This is a genomic window from Nitrospirillum amazonense, from assembly GCF_007828045.1.
In the GTDB taxonomy this organism is placed as follows: Bacteria; Pseudomonadota; Alphaproteobacteria; order Azospirillales; family Azospirillaceae; genus Nitrospirillum; species Nitrospirillum amazonense_C.
Genome location: NZ_VITN01000017.1, coordinates 106,683 through 121,617, shown reverse-complemented (window position 1 = coordinate 121,617; position 14,935 = coordinate 106,683). Strand labels below are relative to the sequence as shown.

Sequence of the window (14,935 nt, the reverse complement as noted above, 5' to 3'; positions counted from 1 at the left end):
CACATTGCGGGCTTGCGTCATGGCCGATGACCACGAGTTTCGTGTTCGGCCTGGACGCATCCGGTCAACCCGCGCGCAGTCGGCTCGGCCCTTCATCGCGCAGGCGCTGGCGGCGGCGAAGAAGGCGGGCGGCGGCGTCTCGCGCTCCGGGCGCGTCGTTGCCGCCAATCGCTCGCGCTTCGGCCGCGGCCAGCGCGCCAGCATCCAGGCGAACCGCCTCATCACTGCGCGCACGCGCGGCGCAGTCATCAAGGCCCGCGTCGTGCGGCACTCCGGCCGCACCGCGCCGCTCGGCACGCATCTCGATTATCTTCGCCGCGATGGCGTGACCCGTGACGGAGAAAAGGCCCGGCTGTTCGGGCCGGGAACGGAGGAAGCTGATGGCCGCGCCTTCGCCGGGCGATGCGAGGATGATCGCCATCATTTCCGCTTCATCGTTTCACCGGACGACGCCGTGGAGATGTCGGACCTCAAGTCCTTCACCCGCGATCTAGTCGGCCAGATGGAAAGGGACCTGGACACGCGGCTCGATTGGGTCGCGGTCGATCACTGGAACACCGAGCATCCTCACGTCCATCTGATCGTGCGCGGCGTCCGCGACGACGGCCAGGACCTCGTGATCTCGCGCGACTACATCAAGGAGGGCATGCGCGATCGCGCGCGTGACCTCATCACACAAGAGCTTGGCCCGCGCACGGATCTCGATATTCGCCGCACGCTCGAACGCCAGATCGAGGCGGAGCGCTGGACACAGCTTGATCGGCAGCTTGTCCGCGACGCTGGAAAGACCGGCGTCATCGATGTCGCCCCGGAGATCGGCCGCCAGCCCGACGCCTACGCCGTCGAGAAGGTGGGCCGCCTGCGCAAACTCGCAGCCCTCGGCCTCGCCAGTGAAGTCGGACCTGGCCAGTGGATGATCGACGATCAGGCTGAGGTGACGCTGCGCCAGCTCGGCGAACGCGGCGACATCATCAAGCGCATGCACCGCGCGCTCACCGAACGCGGTATCGACCGCGGCTCGGGCAACTACGTCCTGGCAGGGGAAAGCCTCGATGTGCCGGTCATCGGCCGTCTGGTCGAGCGCGGCCTCGATGACGAGCTGAAGGGAACGGCCTATGCCGTGGTCGACGGCGTCGATGGCCGGACCCACCACATCCGCCTGCCGCATCTCGATGCGGCGGGGGACAGCGCGCCGGGCTCGATCGTCGAGCTGCGCACGTTCGAAGATGCTCGCGGCGAACGCCGCGTCGCGCTCGCCGCCCGCTCCGATCTCGATCTCCAGCATCAGGTGAACGCCTCGGGCGCGACCTGGCTCGACCGGCAGTCCATCGCCCGCGAACCCGTCGCCATGTCGGAGGGCGGCTTCGGCGCCGAGGTACGGCACGCGATGCGACAACGGGCGGAGCATCTGGTCCACGAAGGTCTCGCCGAGCAGCAAGGCCGCCGCGTCATCTTCAGCCGCAACCTGATCGAGACGCTTCGGCGCCGCGAGGTCGACGCCGTTGCCGACCGGCTCGCGAAGGAGACAGGCCAGCCGTTCAAAGCGGCCGGCAATGGCGAATATGTCGCCGGCACCTATCGCCAGCGCATGACGCTCGCATCCGGCCGCTTCGCGATGATCGATGACGGCCTCGGCTTCCAGCTCGTGCCCTGGTCGCCGTCCCTCGAAAGCCAGCTCGGCAAACACGTCTCCGGGGTCGCCCGCGGCGATGGCGGTGTCGACTGGAGCTTCGGCCGCAAGCGGGGGCTCGGCCTCTAATCACCTAAGAAGAAAGGACCGCAGCAATGTCCGCGACCAAAATCCTGTGGGGCCAGATCGCCGTCGTCTTCCTCATCGTGCTGCTCACCACCTGGGCGGCGACGCAATATGTCGCATGGAGCCTCGGCTTTCAGGCGCAGCTCGGCGCGCCCTGGTTTTCCCTGTTCGGCCTACCGATCTACTATCCGCCGGCGTTCTTCTGGTGGTGGTATTTCTACGACGCTTACGCGCCGAAGGTCTTCGCCAAGGGCGGGATGATCTCGGCGTCGGGCGGCTTCATCGCCATAGCCGTCGCCATCGGCATGTCGGTCTGGCGCGCCCGCGAAGCAAAAAGCGCGGCGACCTACGGCTCCGCCCGCTGGGCCGGAAAGGACGAGGTGAAAGCCGCGGGCCTGCTCAGTCCCGACGGTGTCGTGCTCGGCCGGTATGACCGCGACTATCTCCGTCATGACGGCCCCGAGCATGTGCTTTGCTTCGCCCCGACCCGATCGGGCAAGGGCGTCGGCCTGGTCGTGCCGTCCCTGTTGACCTGGCCGGGCTCGGCCATCGTCCACGACATCAAAGGGGAAAACTGGCAGCTCACCGCCGGTTTTCGCGCCCGGCATGGCCGCGTTCTGCTGTTCGACCCGACCAACCCCAAATCGTCGGCCTACAATCCGCTGCTCGAGGTGCGCCGCGGCGAATGGGAAGTCCGCGACGTTCAGAACATCGCCGACATCCTGGTCGATCCCGAAGGCTCGCTCGAAAAGCGGAACCATTGGGAGAAGACCAGTCATGCCCTGCTGGTCGGCGCCATCCTGCATGTGCTCTACGCCGAGGACGACAAGACATTGGCCGGCGTCGCCGCTTTCCTGTCCGATCCGAAGCGCCCGATCGAGTCGACGCTTGCCGCGATGATGAAGACCAGCCACCTCGGCGAGGCAGGGCCGCACCCCGTCATCGCCAGCGCCGCGCGCGAGCTGCTCAACAAGTCGGACAACGAACGCTCGGGCGTGCTCTCCACCGCCATGTCGTTTCTCGGCCTCTACCGCGATCCTGTCGTCGCCGAGGTGACGCGGCGCTGCGACTGGCGGATCAGCGACATGGTGGGCGGTAAGCTCCCGACCACGCTCTACCTCGTCGTGCCGCCGTCCGACATCAACCGCACCAAGCCGCTGATACGCCTGATTCTCAATCAGGTCGGCCGCCGTCTCACCGAGGATCTGCAAGCAAAGGTCGGGCGGCATCGCCTGCTGCTCATGCTCGACGAGTTTCCCGCCCTCGGCCGCCTCGATTTCTTCGAGTCCGCGCTGGCCTTCATGGCGGGCTACGGCCTCAAGAGCTTTCTGATCGCGCAATCGCTGAACCAGATCGAGAAGGCTTACGGCCCGAACAATTCGATCCTCGACAACTGCCATGTGCGCGTTTCCTTTGCGACGAACGACGAAAGGACCGCGAAGCGGGTCAGCGACGCGCTCGGAACCGCGACCGAGATGAAGGCGATGAAGAATTACGCCGGGCATCGGCTCTCGCCCTGGCTCGGCCATTTGATGGTATCGCGCTCGGAGACCGCGCGACAGCTCCTGACACCAGGCGAGATCATGCAGCTCCCGCCGACCGACGAGATCGTCATGGTCGCCGGGACGCCGCCGATCCGGGCGAAGAAGGCGCGCTACTATGAAGATGCCCGCTTCAAGGAACGCATCATGTCACCGCCGGGACTGGCGCGGCCTGCTGAAGGTCGGCCCGACGATTGGAGCAAGCTGCCGATCCCCGCGCGCCCGGACATGGCTGAAAACACTGCGCCAACGACGAGCGGTGACAACGAAGAGGATTCCACCGAGTCCGAGCGTCGGCATCAGCCCGAACTCAACCGGGTAAACCCCATCGAAAAGAAGGCGCCGATCGACAATGAGTTTGAGATCGATTTGCCTGACGACACAGAGGACGACGCCGCGCGCAACCAGCGGCTGACCCGCGTCATGCGCGGCGTTGCCCGCCAGGTCTCGCTCGATCCCAATGACGGCATGGAGCTGTAGCACCATGCCCGGACGCAAGAAGAAGATGCCGATTTCCGTATATCTCGACCCCGACATCATGGCGACACTATCGGACTATGCAGGCCGACGCGAACAACCGCTCTCCCTGATCGCAGAGGCCGCCATCGCGTCCTTCCTGTCGCCAGACGACGCGGAGCGGCGGGAAGCCGTGGTCGCCAAACGCCTCGACCAGATCGATCGCCGTCTCAACCGCATGGAGCGCGACATCGGGATCTCCGTCGAGACCATGGCCGTATTCATCCGGTTCTGGCTCAACACGACGCCGGCGCTGCCCGAGCCCGCAGCCCAGGCAGCGCGCGCCATGGTCGGGAAGCGCTACGAGGCGTTCATCGCGGCCCTTGGACGGCGCTTGGCCCAGGGACCGAAACTTCGGCAAGAGATCGTTGAAGATGTCGGCGAGTCGCCGCCCAACGCGACAGAGAGCGATCCATAGGCGTCAACGCGCGCGTGGATCAATAGCATCGCCCGACCGCCGTTCTCCTGTATTTGCACGCCACGCTGCTACGACGGTCGATACTTGTTGAATCGGCTCAATTCGCGGCTCTTTTAATCACCCCGATCCGGGGACCGTCTTTTTCAGCCCCGTCAGAAAGCGGGGCCGAAATGACCACAACCAGCCAGAAGCCGGAGGCGTTCGCGCGCGGTGCGCGTATGCTTCGCACCGCGCTCGGCTCGACCATCACCCATTTTCTCGAAGACCCGGCCGTCGTCGAAATCATGCTGAACCCGGACGGCCGTCTCTGGGTAGATCGCCTCTCTGAAGGGTTGGCCGATACGGGTGAGACGCTGTCGCCCGCCGATGGCGAACGCATCGTGCGGCTGGTCGCTCACCATGTCGGCGTCGAGGTGCATCCGCGCAGCCCGCGAGTCTCCGCCGAGCTTCCTGAGACGGGAGAGCGGTTCGAGGGCTTGCTGCCGCCCGTTGTCGCCGCACCGGCCTTCGCCATCCGCAAGCCCGCCGTCGCGATCTTCACGCTCGACGATTATGTAGCCGCCGGAATCATGTTCGCCGACCAGGCGGCGACGCTACGCGCAGCCGTGATGGCGCGCGCCAATATCCTTGTCGCGGGCGGCACTTCCACCGGCAAAACCACGCTGACCAATGCGCTTCTGGCCGAGGTCGCCAAGACGGCGGATCGCGTCGTCATCATCGAGGATACCCGCGAGCTTCAGTGCGCCGCGCCCAATCTTGTCGCCATGCGGACCAAGGATGGAGTGGCCACGCTCTCGGAGCTGGTTCGCTCTTCGCTACGCCTGCGCCCCGATCGCATTCCCATCGGCGAGGTGCGCGGCTCTGAAGCTCTCGATCTCCTGAAAGCATGGGGAACCGGCCACCCCGGCGGCATCGGCACGATCCACGCCGGGAGCGGCATCGGCGCGCTGCGCCGCCTTGAGCAACTCATCCAGGAGGCCGTCGTCACGGTCCCGCGCGCCCTGATCGCCGAGACCATCGATCTTGTTGCCGTCCTCTCCGGCCGCGGCTCCGCGCGCCGGCTCGCCGAACTCGCCCGTGTCGAAGGGCTCGGCCCGGACGGTGACTACGCCATCACCCCCGCAACCCTTGACCGCACAGGAGCCCCAACATGATCCGCACCACGATGCGCGTTCGCCGCTATGCCGCGACGGCCGCCGCCTTCACCTACATCAACCTCGTCCTCGTTCCCGCCGCCCATGCCTCCGGCTCGTCCATGCCGTGGGAAGCACCGCTCCAGAAAATTCTCGAATCCATCGAAGGGCCGGTCGCCAAGATCGTCGCGGTCATCATCATTATCGCCACTGGCTTGGCGCTGGCGTTCGGTGACACGTCCGGCGGCTTCCGGAAGCTGATCCAGATCGTCTTCGGCCTCAGCATCGCTTTTGCGGCGTCGAGCTTCTTCCTGTCGTTCTTCTCATTCGGCGGCGGGGCGCTCGTCTGATGGCGGCGGCGTTCGAACAACTCGACGCGGTGCCGGGTTTCACCGTCCCGGTTCACCGGGCGCTGACAGAGCACATTCTGCTCGGCGGCGCACCGCGCGCGCTCGCCATCCTGAACGGCACGCTGGCCGGAGCCGTGGGCCTCGGCCTGCGCCTCTGGCTCGTCGGTCTGCTGATCTGGGCCGTTGGCCATATCGCAGCCGTGTGGGCTGCAAAGCGCGATCCGCTCTTCGTCGAGGTCGGCCGCCGCCACCTGCGCATCCCCGCTCATCTGTCCGTCTGAGGAGGCGCATCGCCATGATGAATCTTGCCGAATATCGCCGCACCGCAACCCGCCTCGCTGACTATCTGCCCTGGGTCGCGCTCGTCGCCGAGGGAGTCGTGCTCAACAAGGACGGCAGCTTTCAGCGCACGGCCCGTTTCCGCGGCCCTGATCTGGACTCCGCGGTCGCTGCCGAACTGGTCGCCGTCGCCGGGCGGCTCAACAACGCTTTCCGCCGTCTCGGATCGGGTTGGGCCATCTTCGTCGAGGCGCAGCGGCACGAGGCGTCGATCTATCCGGCAGACCTGTTTCCCGACGCAGCCGCAGCGCTCCTCGATGCCGAGCGCAAAGCCGATTTCGAGGAAGCCGGCTCGCATTACGTCTCCGGCTACTATCTCACCATCACCTATCTGCCGCCGGCCGAGGACGCCGCGCGCACCGAAGCCTGGCTCTATGAGGGCCGCGAACGCGCTGGCATCGATCCGAAGGAAATCCTGAACACCTTTGTCGACCGCACCGATCGCGTGCTGGCGCTGCTCGACGGCTTTATGCCGGAATGCCAGTGGCTCGATAGCAGCGAGACGCTGACCTATCTCCATTCGACCGTCTCGACCAAACGGCACCGCGTCCGCGTGCCCGAAACGCCGGTCTATCTCGACGCGCTGCTCGCCGACCAACCGCTCACCGGCGGCCTGGAGCCGCGTCTCGGAACGGCGCATCTGCGCGTTCTCACCATTGTCGGTTTCCCAACCGCGACCACACCCGGCATCCTCGACGATCTCAATCGGCTCGCCTTCCCCTATCGCTGGTCGACGCGCGCCATCCTGCTCGACAAGACCGACGCGACCAAGCTGCTGACCAAAATCCGCCGCCAATGGTTCGCGAAGCGCAAAAGCATCGCCGCGATCCTGAAAGAGGTGCTGACCAACGAGGCGTCCGCGCTGGTCGATACCGACGCCTCGAACAAGGCGGCAGACGCCGATCTCGCCCTTCAGGAACTCGGCGCTGACTACGCCGGCCAATCCTATGTCACCGCGACGATCGCGGTATGGGACAACGATCCCCGAATTGCCGACGAGAAGCTTCGCCTCGCCGAGAAAGTCATCCAGGGCCGCGACTTCACGGCCATGACTGAAACGATCAATGCCGTCGATGCCTGGCTGGGCTCATTGCCGGGACATGTTTACGCCAACGTGCGCCAGCCCCCGATCTCGACGCTGAATCTCGCCCACTTGATCCCGCTCTCGGCGGTGTGGGCGGGGCCGGAACGGGACGAGCATTTCGGAGCGCCCCCCTTGCTGTTCGGCAAGACCGAGGGCTCGACCCCGTTCCGGTTTTCTCTTCATGTCGGCGATGTCGGTCACACGCTCGTCGTCGGCCCGACCGGCGCCGGCAAATCGGTGCTTCTCGCCGTCATGGCCTTGCAGTTCCGGCGCTACGCCGGTGCCCAGGTCTTCGCCTTCGACTTCGGCGGTTCGATCCGCGCCGCCGCGCTCGCCATGGGCGGTGATTGGCACGATCTCGGCGGCGATCTCACCGAGGGCGTGGACTCCTCGGTCTCGCTGCAACCGCTCGCCCGCATTCACGACACACCCGAACGCGCCTGGGCGGCCGACTGGATCGTCGCCATCCTGATCCGCGAAGGCATCGCGATCACTCCCGAGGTGAAGGAGCACCTCTGGTCGGCGCTGACCTCGCTGGCATCGGCACCGGTCGAGGAACGCACGATCACCGGCCTCACGGTGTTGCTCCAATCGAACGACCTGAAGCAGGCGCTGCGACCGTATTGCGTGGGTGGCCCCTATGGGCGGCTACTCGACGCCGAGGCCGAACATCTCGGCTCGGCATCGGTGCAGGCGTTCGAGATCGAGGGACTGGTCGGGACTGGCGCGGCACCCGCCGTCCTCGCCTATCTCTTCCATCGCATCGGCGACCGTCTCGACGGCTCGCCGACGCTGCTCATCATCGACGAGGGCTGGCTCGCACTCGACGACGATGCCTTCTCCGGGCAATTGCGCGAGTGGCTGAAGACGCTGCGCAAGAAAAACGCCAGCGTCATCTTCGCCACGCAGTCGCTGTCCGACATCGACAACAGCAACATCGCCCCGGCCATCATCGAGAGCTGCCCGACAAGGCTCCTCCTGCCGAACGAACGCGCGATCGAGCCGCAGATCACGGAGATCTATCGGCGCTTCGGTCTCAACGACCGCCAGATCGAAATCCTCGCGCGGGCCACGCCCAAGCGCGACTATTACTGCCAGTCGCGGCGCGGCAATCGCCTGTTCGAGTTGGGCCTTTCCGAAGTCGGCCTCGCGCTCGCCGCCACCTCCTCCAAGACCGACCAGTCCGAGATCGCGCGCACCGTCGCCGAGCATGGCCGCGAGGGCTTTCTCGCCGCCTGGCTGCGCCTGCGCGGCGCCGAGTGGGCCGCAGACCTCATCCCTGATCTCACGAACCTCACCCCCCAGCAGTCCGAGAAGGAGTAATGACCATGAATACGCTTCGTTCACACCCGCGCGCGCTGTCGCTCGCGGCCTTCATCCTGGCGATACCGCTCGCCGCATCGCCGGTGCTCACCGCGCCAGCGCACGCGCAATTCGGTTTCGGCGGTATCGTCTATGACCCTACCAACTACGCCCAGAACGTCCTGACGGCGGCGCGTTCCCTCGAGCAGATCAACAACCAGATCCGCTCGCTTCAGAACGAGGCGCAGAGCCTCATCAACCAGGCTAAGAATCTGGCGAATCTGCCGTACTCGGCGCTCCAGCAGATTCAGCAGAACGTCCAGCGCACTCAGCAGCTCCTCAGCCAGGCGCAGAACATCGCCTTCGACGTTCAGAACGTCGATCGGATGTTCCAGCAGCAGTATGGCAGCGCCTCACTGTCGTCCTCGGACGCCAAGCTCATCACCGACGCTCGCTCGCGCTGGCAGAACACCGTCGGCGGTTTGCAGGACGCCATGCGCATTCAGGCCGGCGTCGTCGGCAATATCGACAGCAATCGCACGCAGATGTCGAACCTCGTCAGCCAGAGCCAGGGCGCGCAAGGTGCGTTGCAGGCGACACAGGCCGGCAATCAGCTTCTCGCGCTGCAATCGCAGCAGCTCTCCGACCTGATCGCGCTGATCTCTGCCAACGGCCGGGCCACGGCGCTGACTGACGCGGAGCGCGCGGCGGCGGCCGATCAGGGCCGGGAGCAGCGCCGCCGCTTCCTTACGCCGGGCGCGGGCTATCAGCCCGGCAACGCGCAGATGTTCGGCAACGGCAACTGAGGTCGCGGCCATGGACGGCAAGATGCTGGCCCGGTTGGGCGCCATCGTTTTCGTATCGTTCGCCGTCACGGCGACGGCGATCGAGATGACCCGGAAGGACGCGGCCCCTGAAATGGAGCGCGTCCACGCTGTCGAACCCAAGCGCGATGCGCTCCGCGAAGGGCAGCGCCGGTGCCAGCAGCTTGGCCAGGCGGCGGCGAGCAATACCGACTGCATGCGCGTCTGGGCCGAGAGCCGCGATCGCTTCCTCAGCCGCCCCCCGGCGCCTGCCGTCCCGACCACAGAAGGACGGTGAACCATGGGCGGCGCAGGTGTCATCGACAATTTCCTCGGGGTCTTCACCTCCTACATCAACAGCGGGTTCGGACTGCTGGGCGGCGAGGTCGCGTTCATCGCCACAACGCTGATCGTCATCGATGTGACGCTTGCCGCGCTGTTCTGGAGCTGGGGCGCGGAAGACGACATTATCGCCCGGCTGGTGAAAAAGACGCTCTTCGTCGGCGTCTTCGCCTATCTCATCGGCAACTGGAACAACCTCGCCAAGATCGTCTTCGACTCGTTCGCTGGCCTCGGCCTCAAGGCTTCCGGCACCAGCTTCACCGCACAGGATCTGATGCGACCCGGCAAGGTCGCGCAGACCGGGCTCGACGCCGCGCGCCCCTTGCTCGAATCCATCTCCGACCTGATGGGCTGGATCGCGTTCTTCGAGAATTTCATCCAGATCGCCTGCCTGCTGTTCGCCTGGGCGCTGGTGCTGCTCGCCTTCTTCATCCTCGCGATCCAGCTCTTCGTTACCCTGATCGAATTCAAGCTGACGACGCTGGCCGGCTTCGTCCTCATCCCGTTCGGCCTGTTCGGCAAAACTGCCTTCATGGCCGAGCGCGTGCTGGGCAATGTCGTCTCATCCGGCATCAAGGTGCTGGTGCTCGCCGTCATCATCGGTATCGGCTCAACGCTGTTCAGCCAGTTTACGGCCGGCTTCGGCGGCGCAACGCCCACCATCGACGACGCCATGGCGATTGTCCTTGCCGCGCTATCCCTGCTCGGGCTCGGCATCTTCGGCCCCGGCATTGCTGCCGGTCTTGTCAGCGGCGGACCACAACTCGGCGCCGGTGCGGCGGTTGGCACCGGGCTGGCCGTCGGCGGTGCGGCACTTGCAGCTGGTGGCGCGGCAGGCCTTGCCCTGAAGGGAGGAGCGGCCGCGATGTCCGGCGGCGCCGCCGCCGTGCGGGGCGGTGCGGCGGCGGCAGGCGGAGCCGCCGCGGCCTACAGCGTCGGCTCGCTCGGCCAGTCCGGCGCAGCCGGTGTCGTCTCTGGTCTCGGCGGCGTCGCCCGCGCGGCCGGAGCAGCCGCCGTGTCGCCCCTAAAACGCGCGACGGCGCGCGCCGCCGAAGGCGTCAAGTCCAGCTTCTCCGAAGGTGCGAAGGCAGGCTTCGGGGCGACGGGCGGCTCCTCGACTATGAGCACGATACCCGGCTCAGGCTCCGCAGGCGAAGCCGCCGCCGCAACGCCCCGCGACGGTCCGCCCGATTGGGCCAAGCGCATGAAGCGCCATCAGTCCCTCAGCCACGGAGCCACCCTCGCAGCGCACGCCGTCAAATCCGGCGACAGCCATGGCGGCGGCTCTTCCATCAATCTCTCCGAAAGTAACCGCTCATGAGCCTCTTCAAACGACCCGCCGCCCACTATGGGAAATCGCCCGAACCCGAAACACCCTATCAGCGCGCCGCGCAGGTCTGGGACGATCGCATCGGTTCGGCCCGCGTCCAGGCCAGGAACTGGCGCATCATGGCATTCGGCTCGCTGTTCCTGTCGGCCGGCTTCGCCGCCGCGCTGGTCTGGCAGTCGGCGCGCGGCACCGTCGTTCCCTGGGTGGTGCAGGTCGATCGACTCGGCCAAGCGCAGTCCGTTGCACCGGCGTCGGCCGACTACCGGCCGACCGATCCGCAGGTGGCCTGGCATCTTGCCCGCTTCATCGAGCAGGTCAGAAGTATCCCGGCCGATCCGATCATCGTGCGCCAGAACTGGCTGCGCGCCTATGACTGGACCACGGATCGCGGCGCCGGCGCGCTCAACGACTATGCCCGCACCAACGATCCCTTCACCAAGGTCGGCAAACAGCAGATCGCCGTCGAGGTTTCGAGCGTTATCCGCGCATCGGCGGATTCCTTCCGCGTGGCCTGGACCGAGAAGCGTTACGAGAATGGCCAGCTCGCGGGCACGGAGCGATGGACCGCCATCCTCACCATCGTCATCCAGACGCCGCGCGACGCAGACCGGCTGCGCGCCAATCCGCTCGGCATCTACATCAACGCAATCAACTGGTCGCGGGAGATGTCCCAATGAGCACATCTCTGCGCATGTCCGGCTCTCCGGCTTTCCGTAAATCCGCTTTGGCGATGATGCTGCTCTCGGCAACGATGCTGGCGGGCTGCGCGACCTTCAAACCACCCACCATCAGCTACGACAGTGACGTGCCGCCGCTCCCAGCCGTGCCGACGCCGGTCACGGAACAGCCGCCGCGTCCGCTGCACACGCCTCCTGCCTGGACAGTCGCGCATGGTGGAACCGCCGCGAATACGCCGAGCGGCCGCGTGGAAAACGCCAATGCTGCGGCGCGTGTCGAACCGCGACGCGAGGGCTATTATAACGCCATACAGATCTATCCCTGGAGCGAAGGCGCGCTTTACCAAGTCTATGCCGCGCCTGGCCAGATCACCAACATCGCGCTCGAACCGGGCGAAAGCCTGACCGGCGCAGGTCCAATCGCCGCCGGTGACACCGCCCGCTGGATCATCGGTGATACCGAAAGCGGTTCCGGCCTCTCGCGCCGCGTCCACATCCTCATCAAACCGACGCGCCCCGACATCACCACGAACCTGGTCATCACGACCGACCGCCGCATCTACATGCTCGAGCTGAGGGCGGAGGCGAAACCCTATATGCCGGCCGTTGCATGGGCTTATCCCGCGCTACCGGCATCGCAACGCGGAACGGTCCCTGCGACGCCTATCATTCCCGCTGCCGCCGCGCGTCACTACCGCTACGGACTCACCGGCGACACGCCGCCCTGGCGGCCGGTCGCCGTCTATGACGACGGCAGGCGTGTGTATGTCGAATTTCCACGCGGCATCGCTCAAGGCGAGATGCCGCCGATCTTCGTCCTCGGCACCGACGGCGAGCCGCTGCTCGTCAACAGCCGCATCTACCAAAACATCCTGATCGTGGACCGCATCTTCGGAGCCGCCGAACTGCGCCTCGGCAGCGGCAAGCAGCAGCAGACCGTCAGGATCGTGCGAACCGATGGGAAACCTGCATCATGAGCGACACCGACCACGACAATGCCGAACCGCTGGACCAATCGACGCCCGCCGTCGATACGTCATCGTCCATGCGCCTGCGGGCGGAACCTCCGCGTGTCACCCGGCTGTCGCGCAAAGTACTCGCCGGCGTCGCCGCGGTTGCCCTCGTCGGTATCGGCGGCTCTCTGATCTACGCGCTCCAGACCCGTGATCCCGGCAAGAGCGCCGACGAACTCTATTCGACCGACAACCGCACCACGGCCGACGGCCTGGCCGGCCTGCCCCGCGATTACACCGGCCCGGTCCTCGGCCCGGCGCTACCTGGAGACCTCGGCCGCCCGATCGTCAGCGCGCAAAATCAGGGTCATCCTGTCGTGCCGCCCGCCATGGCGGCGCCGGGGCCTGATCCCGAGGAACAACGTCGCCTCGCCGAATTGGAGGCCGCCCGCACCAGCCGCGTGTTTTTCCAGGCCGGTCCGGCCGCAACGTCGGCGACCGCTGGCCCGAATGTGCCGGGATTTGCCGGCGTGGGAGCTGGCACACAACCAGGTGCCGAGACGCCTCAAGATCGACAACTCGCGTTCCTCAATGCTCCCGTCGACCGCCGCACCATTGCAGCCGACCGCATCATGGCGCCAGCATCGCCCTATGTTCTCCAGGCGGGCGCGGTCATCTCGGCCGCCCTCATCACCGGCATCCGCTCCGATCTGCCTGGACAAATCACCGCGCAGGTGACGGAGAACATCTACGATAGCCCGACCGGCCGCATCCTCGTCATCCCACAGGGCACCCGGATCATCGGCCAGTACGACAATAGCGTCCAATACGGGCAGAGCCGCGTGCTTCTCGTCTGGAACAGGCTCATCCTCCCGAACGGCCGGTCCATTGTGCTAGAACGCCAGCCCGGAGCCGATACCCAGGGCTATGCCGGTCTGGAAGACGGCGTCGATTACCATTGGTGGGATCTCGCCAAAGCGGCGGGGCTCTCGACGCTTCTGTCAGTCGGGTCCGAGCTTGCCATCGATGACCAGGACCGGCTCCTGCGCGCCATCCGCAATGGGGGCCAGGACACGATCAATGATGCCGGTCAGCAGATCGTTCGGCGCCAGCTCAACGTCGCCCCGACACTGACGATCCGGCCCGGCTTCCCTGTCCGCGTGATCGTCACCCGCGATCTCGTCCTCGAACCTTACGGAGGCTGACATGACGAAATTGAAGCTCGGCCCGATCGCCGAGGAAAGGCCGGTGAAGGCGACGCTGGAACTGCCCGCATCGCTTCACCGGGATCTCGCGGCATATGCCGAGCTGCTGGGAAAGCAGACCGGCCATCCTGTGCGCGATCCCATCCAGCTGATTGTACCGATGCTGGAGCGCTTCATCGCCACCGATCGCGGGTTCGCCAAGGCCCGGCGCGCGAAGCCCGCGGGCGATGCCAGTTCATAAATCCACGCCCTGACGACGCGCCATCATCTTCGCCATGCTGACAAAGCGCCTGAGCGCCGGATTGTCGTTCTTTGGCGACCACACGCCGTTGAAGGGAAGGACCTCACCAATGATCGGCCGATAGCAGATGCCCGGCACATGGGCGGCTGTCGTCGCTTCGCTCGTGACCGTCAGTCCGCTGCCGATCGCGACAAGCGTCAACAGATTGTCGCGCCCGACAAACTGCGCCTGAATCTTCGGGTGATGGCCGAGATCGGCGACCCGCTGGACCAGATAGTCATGGACCTCCTGGCCCGGCGGTACATCGCTGACGATGAAGGTCTCGTGCGCCAGATCATGCCACTTCACCTCCTCTTTCCGGGCAAGGGCATGTGCTTCCGGCAGCACCACGAAAACACGTTCAGACCAGAGATAGGTGGTCTCGCATTGAGGCCACTCCAACGTCCCTGTCAGAAAGGCGATGTCCAGCCGGAACTGCCGGATCGCGGCGACATGCTCCGCGGGATTGCCGTCGACAACCTCGACATACACGCCAGGGTGCTCTGCGGCGAAGGTCCGGAGAAGATCTTGCAGGAACCCCGAGGCCAGGGACGAGAAGATGCCCACGCGCAATTGACCTTCTGTGCCGCGCCCCACCGCGTCCACGATCTCCGCGCCTTCATTGATGTATCGAAGAACCTTTTGGGCTTTCGACAAAAGCCGCTGTCCGGCAACGGTCAGGCATACACCGCCGCTGTGACGGTGAAACAGCGCAGAGCCGAGCCCGTCTTCCAGGTCGCGAATCCGGCGGCTGATCGTGGACTCCTGTACGCCCAACGCTACGCCCGCCTTGCGGAAACTCCCATGCTCGGAAGCCGCCACGAAATACCGCAGATGTCGAAAATTCATACTCACACCTGGAAATCGTCCGGGGAGCCCCCTTATCCCGAATGCCTGACAAAGACG

15 protein-coding genes are annotated in these 14,935 nt (G+C 65.8%); 14 read left to right on the top strand and 1 reads right to left on the bottom strand.

Going from position 1 to position 14,935, the window contains the following annotated elements; all coding sequences use genetic code 11:
• Positions 1-19: 19 nt before the first annotated feature.
• The 14 genes from FBZ89_RS22435 to FBZ89_RS22370 all read left to right on the top strand — a co-directional run bounded on the left by FBZ89_RS22435 (position 20) and on the right by FBZ89_RS22370 (position 13,990).
• Positions 20-1,759: a relaxase/mobilization nuclease domain-containing protein gene (locus tag FBZ89_RS22435; RefSeq protein WP_145752337.1), complete on the top strand. Its 1,740-nt coding sequence runs from the start codon at positions 20-22 to the stop codon at positions 1,757-1,759.
• Positions 1,760-1,785: 26 nt separating this feature from the next.
• Positions 1,786-3,777, top strand: a complete 1,992-nt coding sequence (locus FBZ89_RS22430; protein WP_145752335.1) for a conjugal transfer protein TraG — start codon at positions 1,786-1,788, stop codon at positions 3,775-3,777.
• A gap of 4 nt (positions 3,778-3,781) precedes the next feature.
• Positions 3,782-4,231 carry a CopG family transcriptional regulator gene (locus FBZ89_RS22425; RefSeq protein WP_145752334.1) on the top strand — a complete coding sequence of 150 codons (450 nt, stop codon included), beginning with the start codon at positions 3,782-3,784 and terminating at the stop codon, positions 4,229-4,231.
• A 170-nt stretch (positions 4,232-4,401) separates the two neighbouring features.
• The gene (trbB, locus tag FBZ89_RS22420; protein WP_097140466.1) at positions 4,402-5,385 is read left to right on the top strand and encodes a P-type conjugative transfer ATPase TrbB; all 984 of its coding nucleotides are present in this window, start codon (positions 4,402-4,404) and stop codon (positions 5,383-5,385) included.
• Positions 5,386-5,396: 11 nt separating this feature from the next.
• Positions 5,397-5,714 carry a TrbC/VirB2 family type IV secretion system protein gene (locus tag FBZ89_RS22415; protein WP_425465974.1) on the top strand — a complete coding sequence of 106 codons (318 nt, stop codon included), beginning with the start codon at positions 5,397-5,399 and terminating at the stop codon, positions 5,712-5,714.
• A complete protein-coding gene (locus tag FBZ89_RS22410) occupies positions 5,714-5,995 on the top strand; it encodes a VirB3 family type IV secretion system protein (RefSeq protein ID WP_047821004.1) in 282 nt (93 codons plus the stop codon). Before FBZ89_RS22415 ends, FBZ89_RS22410 begins: the two co-directional genes overlap by 1 nt.
• Positions 5,996-6,009: 14 nt before the next feature.
• Positions 6,010-8,460: a conjugal transfer protein TrbE gene (gene trbE, locus FBZ89_RS22405; protein ID WP_145752332.1), complete on the top strand. Its 2,451-nt coding sequence runs from the start codon at positions 6,010-6,012 to the stop codon at positions 8,458-8,460.
• Between the two features lie 5 nt (positions 8,461-8,465).
• Positions 8,466-9,245: a P-type conjugative transfer protein TrbJ gene (gene trbJ, locus FBZ89_RS22400; RefSeq protein WP_186457512.1), complete on the top strand. Its 780-nt coding sequence runs from the start codon at positions 8,466-8,468 to the stop codon at positions 9,243-9,245.
• 10 nt (positions 9,246-9,255) lie between these two features.
• The gene (gene trbK-alt, locus FBZ89_RS22395; RefSeq protein WP_145752329.1) at positions 9,256-9,540 is read left to right on the top strand and encodes a putative entry exclusion protein TrbK-alt; all 285 of its coding nucleotides are present in this window, start codon (positions 9,256-9,258) and stop codon (positions 9,538-9,540) included.
• Positions 9,541-9,543: 3 nt separating this feature from the next.
• On the top strand, positions 9,544-10,905 hold the full coding sequence (trbL, locus tag FBZ89_RS22390) for a P-type conjugative transfer protein TrbL (protein WP_145752327.1): 1,362 nt from the start codon (positions 9,544-9,546) through the stop codon (positions 10,903-10,905).
• Positions 10,902-11,591, top strand: a complete 690-nt coding sequence (gene trbF, locus FBZ89_RS22385) for a conjugal transfer protein TrbF (RefSeq protein WP_045811397.1) — start codon at positions 10,902-10,904, stop codon at positions 11,589-11,591. Before trbL ends, trbF begins: the two co-directional genes overlap by 4 nt.
• Entirely contained in the window at positions 11,588-12,568 is a 981-nt protein-coding gene (trbG, locus tag FBZ89_RS22380) for a P-type conjugative transfer protein TrbG (RefSeq protein ID WP_145752325.1), read from the top strand. The genes trbF and trbG overlap by 4 nt, the downstream gene beginning before the upstream one ends.
• Complete coding sequence (locus FBZ89_RS22375) at positions 12,565-13,749, top strand: TraB/TrbI/VirB10 family type IV secretion system protein (protein WP_145752324.1); 1,185 nt, start codon at positions 12,565-12,567, stop codon at positions 13,747-13,749. Before trbG ends, FBZ89_RS22375 begins: the two co-directional genes overlap by 4 nt.
• A 1-nt stretch (position 13,750) precedes the next feature.
• Complete coding sequence (locus FBZ89_RS22370; RefSeq protein WP_145752321.1) at positions 13,751-13,990, top strand: DUF2274 domain-containing protein; 240 nt, start codon at positions 13,751-13,753, stop codon at positions 13,988-13,990.
• On the opposite strand, the gene FBZ89_RS22365 is transcribed toward FBZ89_RS22370, so the two are convergent.
• On the bottom strand, positions 13,985-14,878 hold the full coding sequence (locus tag FBZ89_RS22365) for a LysR family transcriptional regulator (protein WP_145752320.1): 894 nt from the start codon (positions 14,876-14,878) through the stop codon (positions 13,985-13,987). The genes FBZ89_RS22370 and FBZ89_RS22365 overlap by 6 nt on opposite strands.
• Positions 14,879-14,935 lie beyond the last annotated feature (57 nt).

What these genes read in the sequence shown, in the direction of transcription:
- FBZ89_RS22430 (WP_145752335.1), top strand. Translation starts at nt 1,786, where the DNA reads ATGTCCGCGACCAAAATCCTGTGGGGCCAGATCGCCGTCGTCTTCCTC.
- FBZ89_RS22375 (WP_145752324.1), top strand. Translation starts at nt 12,565, where the DNA reads ATGAGCGACACCGACCACGACAATGCCGAACCGCTGGACCAATCGACG.
- trbJ (WP_186457512.1), top strand. Translation starts at nt 8,466, where the DNA reads ATGAATACGCTTCGTTCACACCCGCGCGCGCTGTCGCTCGCGGCCTTC.
- trbL (WP_145752327.1), top strand. Translation starts at nt 9,544, where the DNA reads ATGGGCGGCGCAGGTGTCATCGACAATTTCCTCGGGGTCTTCACCTCC.
- FBZ89_RS22370 (WP_145752321.1), top strand. Translation starts at nt 13,751, where the DNA reads ATGACGAAATTGAAGCTCGGCCCGATCGCCGAGGAAAGGCCGGTGAAG.
- FBZ89_RS22365 (WP_145752320.1), bottom strand. Translation starts at nt 14,878, where the DNA reads ATGAATTTTCGACATCTGCGGTATTTCGTGGCGGCTTCCGAGCATGGG.
- trbF (WP_045811397.1), top strand. Translation starts at nt 10,902, where the DNA reads ATGAGCCTCTTCAAACGACCCGCCGCCCACTATGGGAAATCGCCCGAA.
- trbE (WP_145752332.1), top strand. Translation starts at nt 6,010, where the DNA reads ATGATGAATCTTGCCGAATATCGCCGCACCGCAACCCGCCTCGCTGAC.
- FBZ89_RS22410 (WP_047821004.1), top strand. Translation starts at nt 5,714, where the DNA reads ATGGCGGCGGCGTTCGAACAACTCGACGCGGTGCCGGGTTTCACCGTC.
- FBZ89_RS22415 (WP_425465974.1), top strand. Translation starts at nt 5,397, where the DNA reads ATGCGCGTTCGCCGCTATGCCGCGACGGCCGCCGCCTTCACCTACATC.
- trbG (WP_145752325.1), top strand. Translation starts at nt 11,588, where the DNA reads ATGAGCACATCTCTGCGCATGTCCGGCTCTCCGGCTTTCCGTAAATCC.
- FBZ89_RS22435 (WP_145752337.1), top strand. Translation starts at nt 20, where the DNA reads ATGGCCGATGACCACGAGTTTCGTGTTCGGCCTGGACGCATCCGGTCA.
- FBZ89_RS22425 (WP_145752334.1), top strand. Translation starts at nt 3,782, where the DNA reads ATGCCCGGACGCAAGAAGAAGATGCCGATTTCCGTATATCTCGACCCC.
- trbK-alt (WP_145752329.1), top strand. Translation starts at nt 9,256, where the DNA reads ATGGACGGCAAGATGCTGGCCCGGTTGGGCGCCATCGTTTTCGTATCG.
- trbB (WP_097140466.1), top strand. Translation starts at nt 4,402, where the DNA reads ATGACCACAACCAGCCAGAAGCCGGAGGCGTTCGCGCGCGGTGCGCGT.